This window comes from Streptomyces sp. GESEQ-35, from assembly GCF_017948485.1.
GTDB lineage: Bacteria > Actinomycetota > Actinomycetes > Streptomycetales > Streptomycetaceae > Streptomyces.
Map to the genome: position 1 here is coordinate 140,227 of NZ_JAFFSX010000014.1, position 17,345 is coordinate 157,571.

17 protein-coding genes are annotated in these 17,345 nt (G+C 69.9%); 8 read left to right on the plus strand and 9 right to left on the minus strand.

Annotation, left to right across the window (positions count from 1 at the left end; genetic code table 11):
• Positions 1-13: 13 nt before the first annotated feature.
• A complete protein-coding gene (locus tag KCH87_RS26490) occupies positions 14-1,561 on the plus strand; it encodes an AMP-binding protein (protein ID WP_308298919.1) in 1,548 nt (515 codons plus the stop codon).
• A gap of 28 nt (positions 1,562-1,589) precedes the next feature.
• Entirely contained in the window at positions 1,590-2,735 is a 1,146-nt protein-coding gene (locus KCH87_RS26495) for an acyl-CoA dehydrogenase family protein (protein ID WP_210588764.1), read from the plus strand.
• 63 nt (positions 2,736-2,798) lie between these two features.
• On the opposite strand, the gene KCH87_RS26500 is transcribed toward KCH87_RS26495, so the two are convergent.
• From KCH87_RS26500 to KCH87_RS26515, 4 genes are all read right to left on the minus strand, one after another.
• Positions 2,799-3,422, minus strand: a complete 624-nt coding sequence (locus KCH87_RS26500; RefSeq protein ID WP_210588765.1) for a TetR/AcrR family transcriptional regulator — start codon at positions 3,420-3,422, stop codon at positions 2,799-2,801.
• A gap of 24 nt (positions 3,423-3,446) precedes the next feature.
• Complete coding sequence (locus tag KCH87_RS26505; protein WP_210588766.1) at positions 3,447-4,952, minus strand: alpha/beta hydrolase; 1,506 nt, start codon at positions 4,950-4,952, stop codon at positions 3,447-3,449.
• A gap of 189 nt (positions 4,953-5,141) precedes the next feature.
• Positions 5,142-5,708, minus strand: coding sequence for a TetR/AcrR family transcriptional regulator (locus tag KCH87_RS26510; protein ID WP_210588767.1), 567 nt, complete (start codon positions 5,706-5,708; stop codon positions 5,142-5,144).
• Positions 5,709-5,754: 46 nt separating this feature from the next.
• Positions 5,755-7,020, minus strand: a complete 1,266-nt coding sequence (locus KCH87_RS26515; protein WP_308298920.1) for an amidohydrolase — start codon at positions 7,018-7,020, stop codon at positions 5,755-5,757.
• 142 nt (positions 7,021-7,162) lie between these two features.
• Here KCH87_RS26515 and KCH87_RS26520 point away from each other — a divergent pair, with 142 nt between their 5' ends.
• Together KCH87_RS26520 and KCH87_RS26525 are read left to right on the plus strand one after the other, a co-directional pair.
• Positions 7,163-7,960 carry an alpha/beta fold hydrolase gene (locus tag KCH87_RS26520; RefSeq protein WP_210588769.1) on the plus strand — a complete coding sequence of 266 codons (798 nt, stop codon included), beginning with the start codon at positions 7,163-7,165 and terminating at the stop codon, positions 7,958-7,960.
• 24 nt (positions 7,961-7,984) lie between these two features.
• A complete protein-coding gene (locus KCH87_RS26525) occupies positions 7,985-8,866 on the plus strand; it encodes a bile acid:sodium symporter family protein (RefSeq protein WP_308298921.1) in 882 nt (293 codons plus the stop codon).
• Between the two features lie 18 nt (positions 8,867-8,884).
• Here the strand turns inward: KCH87_RS26525 and KCH87_RS26530 are convergent, their stop codons facing one another.
• Positions 8,885-9,592: an SDR family oxidoreductase gene (locus KCH87_RS26530; RefSeq protein ID WP_210588770.1), complete on the minus strand. Its 708-nt coding sequence runs from the start codon at positions 9,590-9,592 to the stop codon at positions 8,885-8,887.
• A gap of 101 nt (positions 9,593-9,693) precedes the next feature.
• On the opposite strand from KCH87_RS26530, the gene KCH87_RS26535 reads away from it, so the two are divergent.
• Complete coding sequence (locus KCH87_RS26535) at positions 9,694-10,530, plus strand: helix-turn-helix transcriptional regulator (RefSeq protein WP_210588771.1); 837 nt, start codon at positions 9,694-9,696, stop codon at positions 10,528-10,530.
• On the opposite strand, the gene KCH87_RS26540 is transcribed toward KCH87_RS26535, so the two are convergent.
• On the minus strand, positions 10,516-11,760 hold the full coding sequence (locus KCH87_RS26540; RefSeq protein WP_210588772.1) for an ROK family protein: 1,245 nt from the start codon (positions 11,758-11,760) through the stop codon (positions 10,516-10,518). The genes KCH87_RS26535 and KCH87_RS26540 overlap by 15 nt on opposite strands.
• A gap of 36 nt (positions 11,761-11,796) precedes the next feature.
• A complete protein-coding gene (locus KCH87_RS26545; RefSeq protein WP_210588773.1) occupies positions 11,797-12,438 on the minus strand; it encodes an alpha-ketoglutarate-dependent dioxygenase AlkB in 642 nt (213 codons plus the stop codon).
• Between the two features lie 244 nt (positions 12,439-12,682).
• Here KCH87_RS26545 and KCH87_RS26550 point away from each other — a divergent pair, with 244 nt between their 5' ends.
• Together KCH87_RS26550 and KCH87_RS26555 are read left to right on the plus strand one after the other, a co-directional pair.
• Positions 12,683-13,810, plus strand: coding sequence for a methyltransferase (locus tag KCH87_RS26550; RefSeq protein WP_210588828.1), 1,128 nt, complete (start codon positions 12,683-12,685; stop codon positions 13,808-13,810).
• 11 nt (positions 13,811-13,821) lie between these two features.
• On the plus strand, positions 13,822-14,598 hold the full coding sequence (locus KCH87_RS26555) for a class I SAM-dependent methyltransferase (RefSeq protein WP_210588774.1): 777 nt from the start codon (positions 13,822-13,824) through the stop codon (positions 14,596-14,598).
• On the opposite strand, the gene KCH87_RS26560 is transcribed toward KCH87_RS26555, so the two are convergent.
• The gene (locus KCH87_RS26560) at positions 14,573-15,427 is read right to left on the minus strand and encodes a class II fructose-bisphosphate aldolase (RefSeq protein WP_210588775.1); all 855 of its coding nucleotides are present in this window, start codon (positions 15,425-15,427) and stop codon (positions 14,573-14,575) included. The two genes, KCH87_RS26555 and KCH87_RS26560, sit on opposite strands and share 26 nt — an antisense overlap.
• An 11-nt stretch (positions 15,428-15,438) precedes the next feature.
• Positions 15,439-16,320: an SIS domain-containing protein gene (locus tag KCH87_RS26565; RefSeq protein WP_210588776.1), complete on the minus strand. Its 882-nt coding sequence runs from the start codon at positions 16,318-16,320 to the stop codon at positions 15,439-15,441.
• A gap of 123 nt (positions 16,321-16,443) precedes the next feature.
• On the opposite strand from KCH87_RS26565, the gene KCH87_RS26570 reads away from it, so the two are divergent.
• A complete protein-coding gene (locus KCH87_RS26570; RefSeq protein ID WP_210588777.1) occupies positions 16,444-17,223 on the plus strand; it encodes a DeoR/GlpR family DNA-binding transcription regulator in 780 nt (259 codons plus the stop codon).
• The last annotated feature ends 122 nt before the right edge of the window (positions 17,224-17,345 follow it).

Genomic DNA, 17,345 nt, shown 5'->3' on the forward strand with positions numbered 1-17,345 from the left:
GGACGGAGCTGCCGTGTCCGACACACTCTCATCGCACCACCCCCTGGGATTCGCGGACGTAGTCGCCGCCACCCCGGACCGGACCGCCCTGATCGAACCGGACGGACACGCACTCAGCTACGGTGAACTGGACGCCCGCGTCAATCAGTTGGCGCACGCGCTGGCCGCTCTGGGCCTACAGACCGGCGACGGTGTCGCGGCGATCCTGCCGAACAGCCGTCACTACTTCGAGCTGCGGCTCGCCACCGGCCGGACCGGCCAGTACTTCACCCCGATCAGCCACCATCTCACCGCAGCCGAGATCGCCTACATCGTCGAGGACTGCGAAGCCCGGGTCGTGGTCGTCGACGAGTCGCTGCTCGGCGCGGCCGAACAGGCCCTGGACGAGGCCGGTTTCCCCGCCGATCGGCGCATCGTGGCCGGTGCGGCGGAGGGCTGGACCGGCTACGAGGAAGTCCTCCGAGAACAGCCGACCACACCGCCGGACCACCCGAGGGCGGGCAGCATCATGATGTACACCTCGGGGACGACCGGCCGTCCCAAGGGCGTACGGAGGCAGCTGCCCGAAGGGCCTCCGCAGGTCACCGAGACCGAACTCAACCTCATGCCCAGGCTCGACATCTTCCCGGGCCACGAGGTCCAGCTGGCCGCCGCCCCGCTCTACCACGCCGCACCGGGGGTCTTCGCCCACTCAGGGCTCAACTTCGGCCACACCGTGGTCATCGCGGAGCGGCCCACCCCTGAGGAGTGGCTGAGGCTCATCGACCGCCACCAGGTCTCGATCACCTTCGCTGTGCCCACCGTGCTGCACCGGCTGCTCCGCCTCCCCGAAGAGGTGCGGGGGCGGTACGACACATCGAGCCTGCGCAGTGTCGTCCACGGGGCGGCGCCCTGCCCGGCCGAGGTGAAACGGGCCGCGATCGACTGGCTCGGCCCGGTCGTCCACGAGTTCTACGCGGCCACCGAAGGCCCGGCGACCGCCGCCACCGCGCGGGAATGGCTGACCAGACCGGGCACCGTCGGCCGCCCGCTGCCGGGCATCGAGATTCGTGTCGTCGACCCCGCCGGAAAGCCGTTGCCCACCGGCGAGACCGGCAGCGTGTACTACAGCCCGTCGTATCCATTCGAGTACTTCAAGGACCCTGAGAAGACGGCCGCCTCCATGCACGACGGACTTCTCACGGCAGGCGACATCGGCTACCTCGACGAGGACGGGTGGCTGTTCCTCTGCGACCGCCGGACGGATCTGATCATCTCCGGCGGAGTCAATGTCTATCCGGCGGAGGTCGAGGCCGTTCTGCTCGCCCACCCTGACGTGGCAGACGCGGCCGTAGTCGGTGTGCCGGACGCGGAGTGGGGCCGGCGGGTGATCGCCGTCGTACAGCCGGAAGCCGGTGTGGCGGCCGGGGACGAACTGGCCGCCCGGCTCACCGCGCACTGCCGCACGCTGCTGGCCGGATTCAAGATCCCCCGCATCATCTCCTTCACCGACCGGCTCCCGAGAACCCCGACGGGAAAGGTGCGGCGGCGCGAACTGCGCACAGCTGACGCGCCGCCGTGACATCACGCGACGAACAGGGATATCAGCCATGGAACGCACGATCTTCCAGGACACTCACGAGACCTTCCGCCGGACCGCACGGGAGTTCATGGCCAAAGAGGTCGTCCCGCAGTACCCGGAATGGGATGCGGCCGGAATCGTGCCGCGCGACATGTTCCGGCGTATCGGTGAACTCGGCGTCCTGGGAATGCAGATACCGAAGGAGTACGGGGGCGGCGGGTCCAACAGCTTTCTGTACGCCGCCGTCTGGGCCGAGGAGACGGCACGCGCCTATGTGAACCTGGGCGGCTTCAGTGCACATCTGCACATCGTGCTGCCCTACTTTCTCGCGTACTGCACCGAGGACCAACGCAGACGATGGTTCCCCGGTCTGGCCTCCGGCGATCTGATGGCGTCCATCGCGATGACCGAACCGGGGACCGGCTCGGATCTGGCCGGGATGACAACCACGGCCGTGAAGCGGGACGGCCACTATGTGCTGAACGGTGCCAAGACCTTCATCACGGGCGGGATCAACGCGGACCTGGTCCTGGTGGTGGCCAGGACCGGAACGGGCGCAGACCGGCGCGACGGCCTTTCGCTTCTGGTGGTCGAGCGGGACATGCCCGGCTTCACCCGGGGCCGCAATCTGGACAAGATCGGCCTCAAGACGCAGGACACCGCCGAGCTCTTCTTCGAGGACGTCCGCGTGCCGGTCGAGAACCTGCTGGGTGAGGAAGGCAGGGCATTCGGCTGCATGATGAGCAACCTTCCTCAGGAACGTCTCGGTATCGCCGTCGCCGCGCAGGCCGCGGCCGAAGCGGCGCTCACCACGACCGTGGAGTACGTGCGGAACCGGAAGGTGTTCGGCACCACGGTGTCCTCCTTCCAGAACACCAAGTTCGAACTCGCCGCCTGTGCGGCCGAGATCGAGGCCGGACGGTTCCTGGTGGACCGTGCCCTGGTGGCGCACGACGCGGGCGAACTGTCGGTGGCCGACGCCGCAAAGGTCAAGATCTTCACCACCGAACTACAGGGCCGGGTGATCGACCGCTGTCTTCAACTGCACGGCGGCTACGGCTACATGCGGGAGTACCCCATCGGCCGGCTGTACACGGATGCCCGCATCAGCCGCATCCTGGGCGGCACCACCGAGGTGCTGAAGACGATCGTCGCCAAGTCGCTGGGGCTCTGAAAGGACGGTCGGCGCGATGTACTTGTCGTCGCGGTCGAAGTGCCGCTTTCCGGGTCGGTCACCTCACGTTGCGTGCTCAAAGGGCTGGACATTGAGTCGGGCAATGCGCTGCGTCATATCGCCGATGCTCTTCTCAAGAGGTGGCCATGGAAACGCGGTCATCACCGTCCTGCTCAACACCAGACCATGTAGTGCAGCGATCAGATGCGCAGAATCCGTCTGTGGGTCGACGCTGTCGGAGGTGCCTTCCAGAACGCATCCTTCAAGGGCCTTGACCAGGTCCTGGAAAGCCGCTTGCCCCTCTACGGGAGGATGACCTGGGATCGCCGTGAACATGAGCTGCCGCCAAGCCGGGTGAGACGTCCAGATTTTCACGTACGCGCCGGCCCGGGCATACAGGGCGAGTGCGGCGCTCTCGGCGCCCTTGGCTGCCCGTCCGGTGATTTCCCGCACCTCGACGAAGATGGCGTCGCGCATCACAGAAAGCAGATCCTCGACCGTGGCAAAATGAGGATAGATGGCCGGTGCCGTAATTCCGGCCGCACGAGCGACGGGACGCAGTTTCACCGCTTCGACGGTCCCTTCTTCGTGCAGGACCGTGAATGCCGCCTGAATGATCTCTGCTCGGAGTTGTGCGCCTTTGCCGCGCACGTTCCGCTTTCGAGTCGATGTCTGCCTGTCATCCACGACGCCACCCTAACAGCCGTTTACTCATACACCGCCCGGTATCTGAATATCCGGGCAACTGGTCCCCGTTGCGGGGACTTCGAGATTGATCAGGTACTCGTCGATCACGTCGTTGATGCAGGTACTCGGTCCGGCGGCGGCCGTGGCGGGGTACACGGTGTGGCCGTACCCCTCGTAGGTGACCAGAGTGGCTCCGGTGTCCCTGGCGGCGGCCTGCGACCAGGAGTACACGGTGGCGTAGTCATGCACGTTGCCGAGCATGACCATGGGTGGGGCGTCGCTGGTGTCCGGAGGGGCTTGGGGGTAGGTGGTCTCGCCGGTGTATCCCACGCAGTTCAGCGCGCTGTTGGCGTAGGGGCTCCACTGGACGTTGGGGTACTTCCGGGCCAGTTGGGAGGACAGGAGTTTCCACTCGGCGTAGTTGCTGACCTGGAGGTCGAAGTCCTGGCAGAGCCACACCTCTTGTGGCAGCCGGGGAACTCCGGGCGGCCAGGGGTCCCCCGTCGGTGGCGGGGGCGTCGCTTCACCGTCGTACAGCGCCTTGATGGTGCCGGCCAGTCCCGTCCACGCTTCCGGGAAGTTGGCGCCGAAGACCGTTGCCGTCAGGCCGGCGAAGCTGATGACGCTTCCGGACGTGGGGTCGGTCAGTTCGCCCTTGCGGGCCCGCTCACGCAGTTCGCCGTAGGTCTTCTTGGTGTCCCTGCCGTACAGGGCGCAATCGGGTGTCGTGTCGCACCAGGCGGCGAACTGGAGGAAGTTCTCCTCCAACGCGCCGGTCCCGGCGCTCATCCAGTCCCAGGCGGTCCGCACGTTGTGGTGATCCATGTTGCCGTCACCGACCAGCGCCCGGACGCGGTCGGGGTACATCTGGGCGTAGAGCTGGGTCGCGAGAGTTCCGTACGAGTCGCCGATCTGGCTGATCCTGTCCTCGCCCAGCGCGGCTCGGATGGCGTCGATGTCGTGAACCGTGTGGATGGTGTCGGTGTGGTCGTACAGCGGCCCGGTGCGCCTGCGGCAGTCCTCACTGAGCGCCACCTTTGCTGCCACAAGCTTGTCGAAGTCGGCCTGACTGTGCGGGTCCTTGAGCGCCTCGGTCGCGTCCACCATGTTCTGATCGCAGGTGATCAGGCTGCTGGTGTAGACGCCGCGCGGGTCGTAGGTGACGACGTCGAAGCGCTCCAGCACCGCGGCGGTGGCCACCTGCCCGTTACGTGCCGTCATGTCCGCTACCCCGGACATGCCGGGACCGCCCGGGTCCAGGACGAGGGAGCCGATGCGCTGGTCTGGGTCGGTGGCCTGATGGCGGGCCAGGCCGAGGTGGATCTTCTCGCCGCCGGGGTCGGACCAGTCCAGCGGTACCTCGATGGTGGCGCACTGCACTGCGGTGGTGCCGGGGCAGGTCGTCCAGTCGATCGTGCTCGTGGGGGCGGCAGTTGTGGGCTCGGCGGAATCGTCCGCGTGGGCCGGGGCACCGTATCCCGCGATCAGGACCGATGAGGCCACGGCGGCAAGTGACTTGATGAAAGTCATCCTGGCCGATCTCTTGGTTCCACGAGGTGAATGTCTACGTTCGCCGTAGTTGACTGCCTCTGACGCGTCGCTCAATTCGGCCTCCCGACTAGAGAAACGGGTGTTTAGTTAGATGGGCACCATGCGCCGAAGGCAGAGCTGTTGTCAATGACTTGAGTCGGTGAAACCGCCGAACCGAACGTCGGCGTGTCAGCGCCCCGGCTTCTCGAAGCCCAGGTGGTGGATGACGCTGCGGAGTTCGTCGAGTGCCTGCCGGCGGTCGCCGGTGGTGATGCCCTGGACGAAGAGGCCGCGTACGGTCCACACGACGGCCTGGGCGCGGGCGCGTGCGGCCTCGTGAGAGAGGCCGTCGCGCTCGCCGAGGGTGGTGAACAGGGTGGTCCAGTCCTCAAGGGAGTCCAGGAACTCGCGGTAGGGCTCGGGGTCCTGGACGGCGAGGCCGAGGACGTAGAAGAAGGCGGCGATCCGCGGCTCGTGGGCGGGGTCGAGGTAGAGCCGTTCCAGCAGGTGCAGGGCGTCCTCGTAGGTGCCCTCGGCGGAGACGGCGCGCAGGGCCGCCTGCTCCTGTCGACGCAGTTCGCTGAGGAGGGCGGCGAGGAAGCCGTCACGGGAACCGAAGTGGTGGATGAGCATGCGGTGGCTGGTGCCGAGGTGCTCGGCCAGCTTGCGCAACGTCAGGTCGCTGAGTCGGCCCCGCTCCGCCAGCAGCTCCTGGCCCTTGCGCAGCAGTTTCGCGCGGGGCGTGTCGTCGCTCATGTTCCTCTCGGGTGCTCCTGGCCGGCCGGACGGCTGCTCAGCAAGGTTAGCCGAGGCCGTCCGCGGGCTTGCCCAACCAAGTGAGGGCAGCGACGACCAGTGTTTGGACGCCGGTGCTCAGGCTGGGTTCGAGGACCGGGGCGAAGTGGGGTGAGTGGTTGGTCGGCAGCTGGTCGAACCGACCGTCGCGGAGCGCGGCGTCGACGGTGTCGGCGTCGAGACCTCCCCAGAACCAGAAGACCGTGGGGGCGCCGGATGCTTCACCCAGGACGCCTATGTCCTCGCTCGCGGTGAGGGGCGGCAGGGTCAACAGCCGCTGCTCGCCGAAGTGTTCGGCGAAGGCCGCCACGGTGGTCGCGGTGGCGCTCGGGTCACTGACCAGCGGAGGAACTGCGATGGTCCATTCCAGCTCGGGCGGGCGGGGCGCGGCACTGGCGGTCGCCTCGCTGTGGATGACGCGTTCGATCGCCTCGCGGACCAGGGCGCGGGTCCGGTCGGAGTAGGTGCGTACGTTGATGCCGAGTTCAGCCGTGTCGGGGATGATGTTGTCCTTGGTCCCGGCCTGGAGCCGTCCGACGGTGACCACGGCGGACTCGGCGGGCGGGACCTCGCGCGCGACGATGCCCTGGAGCCGGGTGACGACGTGCGCGGCCAGCAGAACCGGGTCGACGGTGGCCTCGGGACGCGATCCGTGCCCGCCCCTGCCGTGCAGGACGACGTTCGCGGAGTCCCCGGCGGCCATGATCGGCCCCGTGGCGTGGCCGATCGTGCCGGCGGGCAGCGGGCCGACGTGCTGGCCGAGCACGATGTCCGGCGTGGGGAACCGGCGGAACAGCCCGTCGTCGACCATGTCCCGTGCTCCCCGGCCGAGTTCCTCGGCCGGCTGGAACACCGCGAGCAGCGTCCCGGACCAGGTGGCGGTGGCGCGGGCGAGCAGGGTCGCGGCACCGAGCAGGCAGGTGGTGTGCATGTCGTGGCCGCAGGCGTGCATCACCGGCACTTCATCTCCGTCGGCGCCTGTGGCCCGAGTTGTGCTCGCATAGCGCAGGCCGGTCTTCTCCTCGACGGGGAGCGCGTCGAGATCGGCGCGCACCAGCACCACCGGGCCGTCTCCATTGCGCAGCACTCCCACGACCCCCGTGCCGCCGACGTGCTCGGTCACGCCGAAGCCGAGGGGACGGAGAGCTTCGGCCACGCGCCGCGCGGTGCGGTGCTCCTGGAGCGACAGCTCCGGGTGCTCGTGCAAGTCCCGGTAGAAGTCAGCGAGTTGGGCACTCAGTTCGTCGAGACCGGTCCATACGGTGCCTGCCACGGGAGTCGCTCCTTCGTTCGCATGGATTTCCGATGTTCCAATGGTACACATCGCGTGTACCATTGGTACATTGCTCGGAGTGCCCAGTCACCCGGACCCCGCGGCTCCGTCTCTGCGCCATCCGCCCCGGAAAGGACCGTCCGTGCTCCACCACGAAGACGCCGGTCAAGGCCCCCTGATCGTGCTGCTCCACGGCGTCACCGAGAACAGCACCGCCTGGGAACCCGTAGTCGGGCCGCTCGCCACGACCCATCGCGTGCTCGCCCTCGACCTGCGCGGTCACGGCCGCTCCCCCGCACAGCCTCCCTACGACATGCTGACCCTCGCCCAGGACGTCCGGATCACCCTGGACGCGCTGGCCCCGCAGCAACCGCCGCTGATCATCGGACACTCCCTCGGAGCGATGGTCGCCACCGTGTACGCCGCCATGCACCCAGTACGCGCAGTAGTGAATGTCGACCAGTCACTCGACCTCGCACACATGCAGCAAACGGTGCTGGATCTGCTGCCGAGGCTGCGAACGGCACAGTTCACCGACGCACTCGACGCCATGTTCACGCAGTTGGAAGCCGGCGCCCTCTCCCCCGCCGAATCCGCCCGCCTCAAGAGCCTCCGGCGTTACGAGCGCGATGTCGTCCTGGGCATCTGGGGCGGAGATCTCCAGCAGGCGCCCCCGACGGAGCTCGTCAATCTGGCCGCAGGGCTGCTCAGCGCGATCCGCGTGCCCTACCTGGCGCTGCACGGCTCCGAACCGGGTCCGGAGTACCGGACCTGGCTGGCCACCACGCAGCCGGCCGTCACCGTCGAGGTATGGCCCGGCTGCGGTCACTACCCGCACCTGGTGCATCCAGAGCGCTTCGTCGACCGCGTGCGACGTATGCGCCTGGACACCGGACCACAGCAGGCACCTCAGGAAGAGGCGGCCGGCGAATCTCCGTAGCCCCGACGACTCAAGGAGACGCTGGTGTCACAGGCGCTCATCACGATTCTTCTCCCGGCGGCGCTCGTCATCACCATGTTCGGTCTTGGGCTGACCCTGACCACGGCGGATCTGGTGCGGGTGTTCCAAGCGCCCAAGGCGGCTGTCATCTCGTTGTTCTGCCAGCTTCTCGTGCTGCCCGCCATCGCCTTCGGCCTCGTGATCTCGTTCGGGCTCGCGCCGGAACTGGCGGTCGGGATGATGCTGTTGGCGGCGTCGCCGGGCGGCCCCTCGGCGAGCCTGTTCAGTCATCTGGCCGGCGGTGACGTGGCGCTCAACATTGCGGTGACCGCTGTCAACTCGGTCATCGCGATGGTGACCTTTCCGGTCATCGCCGAGCTGTCGATGGCCCACTTCCTGGGCGAGGGCCGGTCGATCGGACTTCAGGCGGACAAACTGTTCCAGGTTGTCGTGACCGTGGTGATCCCGGTGGTCATCGGCATGTGGGTGCGTCACCGGTACGCCGCGTGGGCCGAACGCATGCGCGGTCCGGTCAAGACGGGATCGATCGTGGTGCTGGTGGCCGTCATCGGGGGCGCGGTGTCGCAGCAGTACGAGGTCCTGCTGGACAACGCGGGCGCCCTCACCGTCATCACGCTGCTGTTCTGCGTCTGCGGCCTGACCATCGGCTACTTCGTGCCGCGGCTGTTCCGGGTGGGTCTTGAGCAGGCCATAGCCTCCGCCATGGAGATCGGGATCCACAACGCGGTGCTCGCGATCACCGTGGCGATTTCGGTACTGGACAACGAGACGATGGCCATCCCGCCCGCGGTGTACGGCATCCTCATGTACTTCCCGGCCGCACTGGTCGCTTACGGCTTCGCCCGCCGGCGCCGGGCCGCGCATCTGGAAGATGTGTCCGACTGACCGGCTCTCAGGTGTGGCTCACCAGGGAATCGGCCCCTCCACGTCGAAGTAGCCCCCGGTCGGACCGTCCGGGCCGACCTGTGCCATGCGGACGATGACCTCGGCGCCCTGCTCGACGGTCTGGGTACCGGTGCGCCCGTTCAGGTCCGTCGACGTGAAACCCGGCTCGACGGCGTTGATCCGCATGTTCGGGAACGCCTTCGCGAACTGCACGGTGATCATATTGACCGCCGTCTTCGAGGCCGGGTAGGCAACGGCCGGGTAGAAGTGGGCCGGTGAGTCCGGGTCGGACAGCCGGGAAAGCGACGCCAAGCCGCTGCTCAGGTTGACCACGACGGGGGCCGCGGACCGCTGGAGCAGCGGCAGGAAGGCGTGGGTGACACGGACGACGCCGAATACGTTGGTCTCGAACACCGTGCGCATCTCGTCGGCGGTGGTGTCCGCGGCGGTGGGCATGCTGTTGCTCTCGCTCCGCACTTCGATGCCGGCGTTGTTGACCAGTACGTCAAGGCCGCCCTCGGCCTCGACGGTCTTCACCGCGGCCCGGACGGAGACGTCGTCGCTGACGTCGAGCTGGACGAACCGGGCGCCGAGCTGTTCGGCGGCGCGGCGGCCCCGCTCGGCGTCGCGGGCGCCGACGTAGACGGTGTGACCTGCTTCGACCAGCCGACGGGCGGTCTCGAAGCCCAGTCCCTTGTTCGCTCCGGTGATGAGTGTTGTCGTCATGACTCCACGCTCCCGCTCGACAGGGTGGGCAGCCAGCGCACCCCGCTTCCTGGGACTCCCAGTACCAGGCACGATCCCGGCCGACGCGGTTGACTGGGGGTATGACGACGGAACTCGGGCGGGCCCTGCGCCGCTGGCGCGACCGGGTCGCCCCGGAGACCGCCGGGCTGCCCGCCGGTGGTCAGCGGCGCGCGGCCGGGCTGCGTCGCGAGGAACTGGCCCTGCTGGCGGGAATCTCGGTCGACTACGTGACCCGCCTCGAACAAGGGCGGGCGGTCAACCCGTCCGGACAGATCATCGAGGCCCTCGCCCGGGCACTGCGGCTGACGGGGGACGAACGGACGCACCTGTTCCGGCTGGCCGGGCTGGTGCCGCCGGGTCCCGAGACGGTGCCCGGGCACATCACGCCGAGCGTCCAGCGACTGCTGGACCGGCTGGTGGACACTCCGGTCGGCGTCTCCGACGCGGCCATGACGCTGCTCGTGGCCAACCCCATGTATGCGGCGCTGATGGGCGACCCCTCCGGCCGGCGCGGCTTCGAACGCAACGGGGTGTGGCGCAACTTCCTCGGCGTGCCCACCCGGGTCCGGCACACGCCGGAGGAGCGGTACGCCTTCGAGATCGGCATGGTCGGCGAACTGCGGGCGACGGCCGTCCGGTATCCCGCCGACCGGCAACTGGGGCGCCTGATCGCGGAGTTGCGTGCGAGCAGCGAACGGTTCGCCGAGCTGTGGGACGCGGGCGTCGTCGGCCGGCTCGAGAGCTCGCGCAAGACGATCGAGCATCCGCAGGTGGGCCTGTTGACTCTGGACTGCGACCTGCTCCGGGTCGAGGGCAACGATCTGCACATCCTCGTCTACTCGGCCGAACCGGGCACCGAGGCCGCCGACAAGCTGGAGCTGCTCTCCGTCCTCGGCACCCAGTCACTCGTGGGCTAGCGCCCCCAGCGGATCGTCCAGTACCGGCTGCCAGGCCAGCTCCGCCGCACCCACCAGGCTGTTGTGGTCGAGCGTGCACGCCAGGATCGGCACACCGCCGCTCTGTCCCCACAGACTGCGGTCGGCGACGACGGCACGCAGCCGCTCCGGGTCCGCGTCGAGCAGGGTGCGGTGCATTCCGCCGAGGATGATGCGGTCCGGGTTGAGGATGTTCACCAGGCCCGCGAGGCCGAGGCCGAGCCGGTCGATCAGTTGCTCGGTGGCCGCACGGACGGTCGGGTCGGCGTAGTGCAGCCGGATCAGGTCGATCGCCTGCTGCAACAGCGACACCTCGGGACCCGGGTCGCGCCCCGCCGCGGTGAGGAGGGCCAGCGGGTCGGCCTCGACGTCGAGACAGCCGCGGCTGCCGCAGTGGCAGGGGCGGCCCTCCGGGTTGACGGTGAGGTGGCCGACCTCCAGGGCCAGGCCCGAACTGCCGGTGTGCAGGCGCCCGTCGAGGACCAGTGCGCCGCCCACACCCCGGTGTCCGGTGGCCACGCACAGCAGGTCCCGGGCGCCGCGTCCCGCGCCGTGCCGGTGTTCGGCGAGCGCGGCGAGATTGACGTCGTTGCCCGCGAACGCCGGTCCGGTGATCCCGGCCGCGCGCACGCACTCCGCGAAGATCCGGCGCACGGGCGCGCCCACGGGCCAGGCCAGGTGCAGCGGATTGAGGGCCAGACCGTCGGGCTCGGCGACCGCGGACGGCACGGCGAGCCCGGCACCCACGCAGCGGCGTCCGGTGGTGCGCAGCAGGTCGGCGCCCGCCTCCACCACGGATCCGAGGACCTTCGCGGGGTCGGCGTCGACGGTCTCGCAGCCCGGCGCGGTGGCGACGATCCGGCCGCCGAGACCGACCAGTGCGGCTCGGAACCCGTCGGCGTGCACCTGTGCGGCGAGGACGACCGGCCCGTCCTCGGCGACCGACAGCCGGTGCGAGGGCCGCCCCTGCGAACCGGCCGCCGCGGAGGGCCGGGCGTCCACCTGGATCAGCCCGAGCGCCTCCAGCTCCGCGGCCACCGCGCCAGCCGTCGCCCGTGTCACCCCCAGCTCGGCGGTGAGCACGGCCCGGGTCGGCGCCCGTCCGGTGTGCACGAGCTCCAATGCGGGCCCGAGCGCACCGCGCCCCCGGTCCAGCCGCGTCCTCGAGGTGGTCCCTTCCCCCGCCGGCCGGGGGTCCGCCTTCCCGCTCATGAGGGCGAGTCTCCCATGATCCGCCGGCACGGAGGGCTACAGGCCGCTGACTCTGAGCGTGACGTTCAGCCGCCCGGTCAGCCCCAACTCGGGCGGCGCCGTGCCCGGGTGCACCCGCGGCACCCCGTGGTAGGCGAGCCGCGACGGTCCGCCGAACACGAACAGATCCCCGCTGCGCAGCTCCACGTCCGTGTAGGGCCGGGCCCGGGTCTCGGTGTTGCCGAAGCGGAACACGCAGGTGTCCCCGAGGCTCAGCGACACCACCGGGGCGTCCGACTTCTCGTCGCTGTCGCGGTGCATGCCCATGCGGGCGTCGGCGTCGTAGAAGTTGATCAGAGCGATGTCGTACGGAGGCGGCTCCGTGCCGAGGGCGTCGCCCACCGCGCTCCGGCCCAGCTCTCCCAGCCAGTCCGGGAACGGCTTCACGGGCGCACCGTCACCGTCGACGACGGTGCGGGCGTAGGCGTACGGATACCAGTGCCAGCCGAGACAGACCTGCCGGGCGGTCATCGTGCCGCCGCCGGGTGTGCGGACCGTGCGGAGCCCGGCGGGCGGGCGCGCCCACGCGCGGCAGGCCTCCAGCAGCTCGCGCTGCCGCTCCTGATCCAGCCAGCCCGGCACGTGCACCGCGCCCGGCGCGACCTCCGTGCGGCCCCTGGGGAACAGTTCGGCATCCATGCCCCCATCCTGCCCGACCGGCCTTCACCTGCGGCTCGGCCAGGGCCTGTCCGGCGGATCAGGTTGCAGGAAAGAAGCGGTGCCAAATCAGCGCTGGTGAGCGGGGCCATGGGGGGTCCCCCGCGCGAGCGAAGCCGAGCGTGGGGGAGACTGACGACAACGCCGCAGATGGGCGTGCCAGGCCCCGCGTCTGCGGCATGATCCGCCGGACAGGCCCTAGCCTGGTCGCACGATGAACGACCGTATGACGACGCCCTGGGGCGAGATCGCGCCGACCCGCTTCCCCGAGGACCCGCGCGAGCAGCTGCGCGCCTGGGACGCCTCCGACGAGTACCTCCTGCGGCACCTCGCGGAGCAGGAGGTCCCGCTGTCCGGCACGGTCGTGGTCCTCGGCGACCGCTGGGGTGCCCTGGTCACGGCCCTCGCGGCCCACCGGCCGGTACAGATCACCGACTCGTACCTCGCCCAGGAGGCGACGCGCGCGAACCTCGCACGCAACGACATCGAGACGGGCACCGTCACCCTGCTCACCACCCAGGATCCGCCACCGGCCCGGGTCGACGTCCTCCTCGTCCGTGTGCCGAAGAGCCTGGCGCTCCTGGAGGACCAGCTGCTGCGGCTGGCGCCCGCCGTGCACAAGGGCACGGTCGTCGTCGGCACCGGCATGGTGAAGGAGATCCACACCTCCACGCTGAAGCTGTTCGAGCGGATCCTCGGCCCGACCCGCACCTCGCTCGCCGAGAAGAAGGCCCGGCTCATCTTCTGCACGCCCGGGGCCCATGAGCCGCCCGCCAGCCCCTGGCCGTACAGCTACACGCTCCCCGACGGCATCGGCGCTGCCTCGGGCGGCACCGTCGTCAATCACGCGGGCGTGTTCTGCGCCGACCGGCTCGACATCGGCACCCGCTTCTTCCTGAAGCACCTGCCGAGCAGCGGCGGCGGCCGCGTCGTCGACCTGGGCTGCGGCAACGGTGTCGTCGGTACGGCGATGGCGCTGGCCGATCCCGGGGCCGAGGTGCTGTTCACGGACGAGTCGTTCCAGGCCGTGGCGTCGGCGGAGGCGACGTACAAGGCGAACGGGGTGCCGGGGCACGCCGAGTTCCGGGTCGGGGACGGGCTGGCGGGGGTGCCGGCCGGCAGTGTCGACCTGGTGCTCAACAATCCGCCGTTCCACTCCCACCAGGCGACGACGGACGCGACGGCATGGCGGATGTTCAGCGGGGCGCTGCGCGCGCTGCGGCCCGGCGGTGAGCTGTGGGTGATCGGCAATCGGCACCTCGGTTACCACATCAAGCTGCGACGGTTGTTCGGCAACAGTCAACTCGTCGCGAGTGACTCGAAGTTCGTGGTGCTGCGGGCCGTCAGGGGTTAGTTGGGGTGAGCGTGTCCGACGATTCGGTGCGGGGCTTCTACGACGAGCTGGCCCCCGACTACCACCTGATCTTCCCGGACTGGGACGCGAGCATGGCGCGCCAGGCGGCGGCACTGGAAGATCTGCTGCTCCCGCGACTCGGAGCGGGACCGCACAGGATCCTGGACTGCTCCTGCGGGATCGGGACCCAGGCGATCGGGCTGGCGGTGCGCGCGCACGATGTCGTCGGCAGCGACCTGAGCCCTGTCGCCGCCGCGCGCGCCGCCGCCGAAGCCGCTGCCCGTGGTCTCCGGCTTCCGGTGGCCGTCGCGGACATGCGGCTGCTGCCGTTCACGCCGTCGGTGTTCGACGTCGTCGTCTGCGCCGACAACTCGCTCCCGCACCTGTTGTCGGCGCGGGACGTCGAGGCTGCACTGTTGAGCATCCGACGGGTTCTGCGCGAGGACGGGCTGCTGGTGCTCACCGTCCGGGACTACGACGAGGCCCGACGGACCAGGCCCGCGGCGACCCCTCCCCAGGTCTCGCACACCTCGGACGGTGACGTGATCACCTTTCAACTGTGGCACTGGCACGAGGACGGCGAGCGCTACGCCCTGGAGCACTTTCAGCTCCTCCCGACGGGCGACGGCTGGAGCGTCCGCGTCCGTCGGACCACCTACTGGGCGCTGACCCGCGGGCAGTTGACGGAGTTCGTGACCGCGGCCGGCTTCACCGATGTCGCCTGGCACGCTCCCGCGTCCAGTGGGTTCTACCAGCCGGTGCTCACCGCACGTCCAGCACCTGGATGATCGCCGCCACCGTCCGCACCATCGCCTCCCGCCCCACACTCAGGTACTTCCGCGAGTCGACGGCCTCGGGGTGGGCGGCCAGGTACTCGCGTATCGCGCCGGTCATGGCGAGGTTGAGGGCGGTGCCGACGTTCACCTTGGCGATGCCGCCCGCGACGGCCGAGGTGAGTTCGGCGTCGGGCACGCCGCTGGAGCCGTGCAGAACCAGCGGGACGTCCAGGGCGGCCGCCAGCCGCTTGAGGAGGTCATGGTCGAGGGCGGCCGTGCGGGTGGTCATGGCGTGCGAGGTGCCGACGGCCACCGCGAGGGCGTCGACCCCCGAGTCGGCGACGAAGGCACGGGCCTGCGCGGGGTCGGTGCGGGCGCCGGGGGCGTGGGCGTCGAGCGGCGGGGCCCCGTTCTTGCCGCCCACCTCGCCCAACTCGGCCTCGATCCACAGCCCTTGGGCATGCGCCCAGTCGACGGCGGCCCGTGTCGCCGCGAGGTTCTCCTGATACGGCAGCCGCGACGCGTCGTACATCACGGAGCTGAATCCGGCACCCGCCGCCTGACGCAGCAGGTCATCGCTCTGTACATGGTCGAGGTGCAACGCGACCGGTACGGCGGCCCGTTCGGCGGCGGTGAGGGCGGCACGGGCGAGGGGCAGCAGGCGTCCGTAGCGGAACGTGACCGCGTTCTCGCTGACTTGGAGGACGACCGGCGCGTCCACGGATTCCGCGCCGACGATGACGGCCTCGACGTGTTCCAGCGTGATGATGTTGAAGGCGGCGACTGCGGAGTGCGCTGCGGCGGCCCGGGCGACGAGCTCGCCGGTGGTGGTCAGGGGCACGGTCGGTCCCTTCAGTCGGCGAGGATCACCGAGCGGGTGAGGTGACGGGGCCGGTCCGGGTCCAGGCCGCGGGCGGCGGCGACTGCGACGGCGAGCCGCTGGGCGCGGACCAGCTCGGCGAGCGGGTCGAGACCGCCGGCCACCCACAGCCCGCCGGTGGCCCGTACCTGTTCGGCCAGGCCCTCGGGCGGCTCCCCGAGCATCCAGGTCGCCGTGCCCTGGGTGGTGATGCTGATGGGGCCGTGCCGGTACTCCATCGCCGGGTAGGCCTCGGTCCACGACAGCGAGGCCTCGCGCATCTTCAGTCCGGCCTCGTTGGCCAGCCCCACGGTCCAGCCTCGGCCGAGAAAGGTGAACTGGGTGCAGTCGACGAGCCCTTCGGGCAGCGGGGCGGCGAGTGCGGTGCGGGCGTCGGCGACGACCGAATCGGCGTGCAGGCCGAGGTGGGCGCGGAAGAGGGTCAGCGCGGTGGTCGCGAACCGGGTCTGCACGACGGACCGTTCGTCCGCGAAGTTCAGCACGACGACGTCATCGGCGGCCGCCATGACGGGCGTGCCGGGGTCGGCGGTGACGGCGGTCGTGCGCGTACGGCCCTTCAACCGCCCGAGCAGTTCGAGGACTTCGGTCGTGGTGCCGGAGCGGGTGAGGGCGACGACACGGTCGTACGGGCGGCCGTACGGGAACTCGGACGCGGCGAACGCGTCCGTCACGCCCTGTCCCGCGCCCTCGCGCAGGCCCGCGGCGGCCTGCGCCATGAAGTACGAGGTGCCGCATCCGACGATCGCGACCCGCTCCCCCGGCGCCGGAAGCACCCCGCCGTGCTGCCCGGCCTCCGCCGCGGCCCGCGTCCAGCACTCGGGCTGGCTCGTCAGCTCGTCCTCGACATGGGTCATGCCACACCCCTCCCAGCTTTGCTTGTTCTTGCAAGATATAGCGAGCTTTCGAGCACAATCAAGCATTCGGCCTGGAATGGTGTGCGCTAGTGTCACCGGAAGATCGAGGATCGGAGGCCGCGGATGTCGCGCGACGCCCGCTGGAAGGCGCTGCTGGAGCTGCTCGTCGAGCGAGGCCGGCTGGACGTCGAGGAGGCCGCGGCCGACCTCGATGTGTCGGCGGCGACGATCAGACGCGACTTCGATCAGCTCGCCGAGCAGCAGATGCTGGTGCGCACCCGGGGCGGCGCGGTCGTGCACGGGGTGTCGTACGAACTCCCGCTGCGCTACAAGACCGCCCGGCACGCCTCCGAGAAGCAGCGCATCGCCAAGGCCGTCGCGGATCTCGTGGCGCCCGGTGAGGCGGTGGGGCTGACCGGCGGCACGACCACCACCGAGGTGGCGCGCGCCCTCGCCGTACGCAGTGATCTCTCATCCGGCTCCCCCGCACTCACCGTCGTCACCAACGCCCTCAACATCGCCAACGAGCTGGCCGTACGGCCGCAGTTCAAGATCGTGGTGACCGGCGGGGTCGCGCGGGCGCAGTCGTACGAGCTCATCGGGCCGCTCGCGGACGGCGTGCTCGGGCAGATCACGATCGACGTGGCCGTGCTCGGCGTCGTCTCCTTCGACGTGGCCCACGGGGCCGCCGCACACGACGAGGCGGAGGCCGCGATCAACCGGCTGCTGTGCGAGCGGGCGGAGCGCGTGATCGTCGCCGCCGACTCCAGCAAGCTGGGGCGTCGGGCGTTCGCCCGGATCTGCCCGGCCGATGCGGTGGACACACTGGTCACGGACACGGCGGCCGACCCGGAGACGGTACAGCGGTTCGAGGAGGCCGGGATCAGAGTGATCACCGCCTGACACCGTGGCCGCCCCGTAAGGGGCGCGGGGCTGTATCGAAATGCGGCTCCGCCGCGTGGGCGCGACCAGCCCCCACCGGCCCGCGCACGCGGCGGAGCCGCATATCGATACAGCATCACCGC

Coding starts and splice junctions, on each gene's coding strand:
- KCH87_RS26495 (WP_210588764.1), top strand. CDS start 1,590: ATGGAACGCACGATCTTCCAGGACACTCACGAGACCTTCCGCCGGACC.
- KCH87_RS26505 (WP_210588766.1), bottom strand. CDS start 4,952: ATGACTTTCATCAAGTCACTTGCCGCCGTGGCCTCATCGGTCCTGATC.
- KCH87_RS26510 (WP_210588767.1), bottom strand. CDS start 5,708: ATGAGCGACGACACGCCCCGCGCGAAACTGCTGCGCAAGGGCCAGGAG.
- KCH87_RS26530 (WP_210588770.1), bottom strand. CDS start 9,592: ATGACGACAACACTCATCACCGGAGCGAACAAGGGACTGGGCTTCGAG.
- KCH87_RS26535 (WP_210588771.1), top strand. CDS start 9,694: ATGACGACGGAACTCGGGCGGGCCCTGCGCCGCTGGCGCGACCGGGTC.
- KCH87_RS26540 (WP_210588772.1), bottom strand. CDS start 11,760: ATGAGCGGGAAGGCGGACCCCCGGCCGGCGGGGGAAGGGACCACCTCG.
- KCH87_RS26545 (WP_210588773.1), bottom strand. CDS start 12,438: ATGGATGCCGAACTGTTCCCCAGGGGCCGCACGGAGGTCGCGCCGGGC.
- KCH87_RS26550 (WP_210588828.1), top strand. CDS start 12,683: ATGACGACGCCCTGGGGCGAGATCGCGCCGACCCGCTTCCCCGAGGAC.
- KCH87_RS26565 (WP_210588776.1), bottom strand. CDS start 16,320: ATGACCCATGTCGAGGACGAGCTGACGAGCCAGCCCGAGTGCTGGACG.
- KCH87_RS26570 (WP_210588777.1), top strand. CDS start 16,444: ATGTCGCGCGACGCCCGCTGGAAGGCGCTGCTGGAGCTGCTCGTCGAG.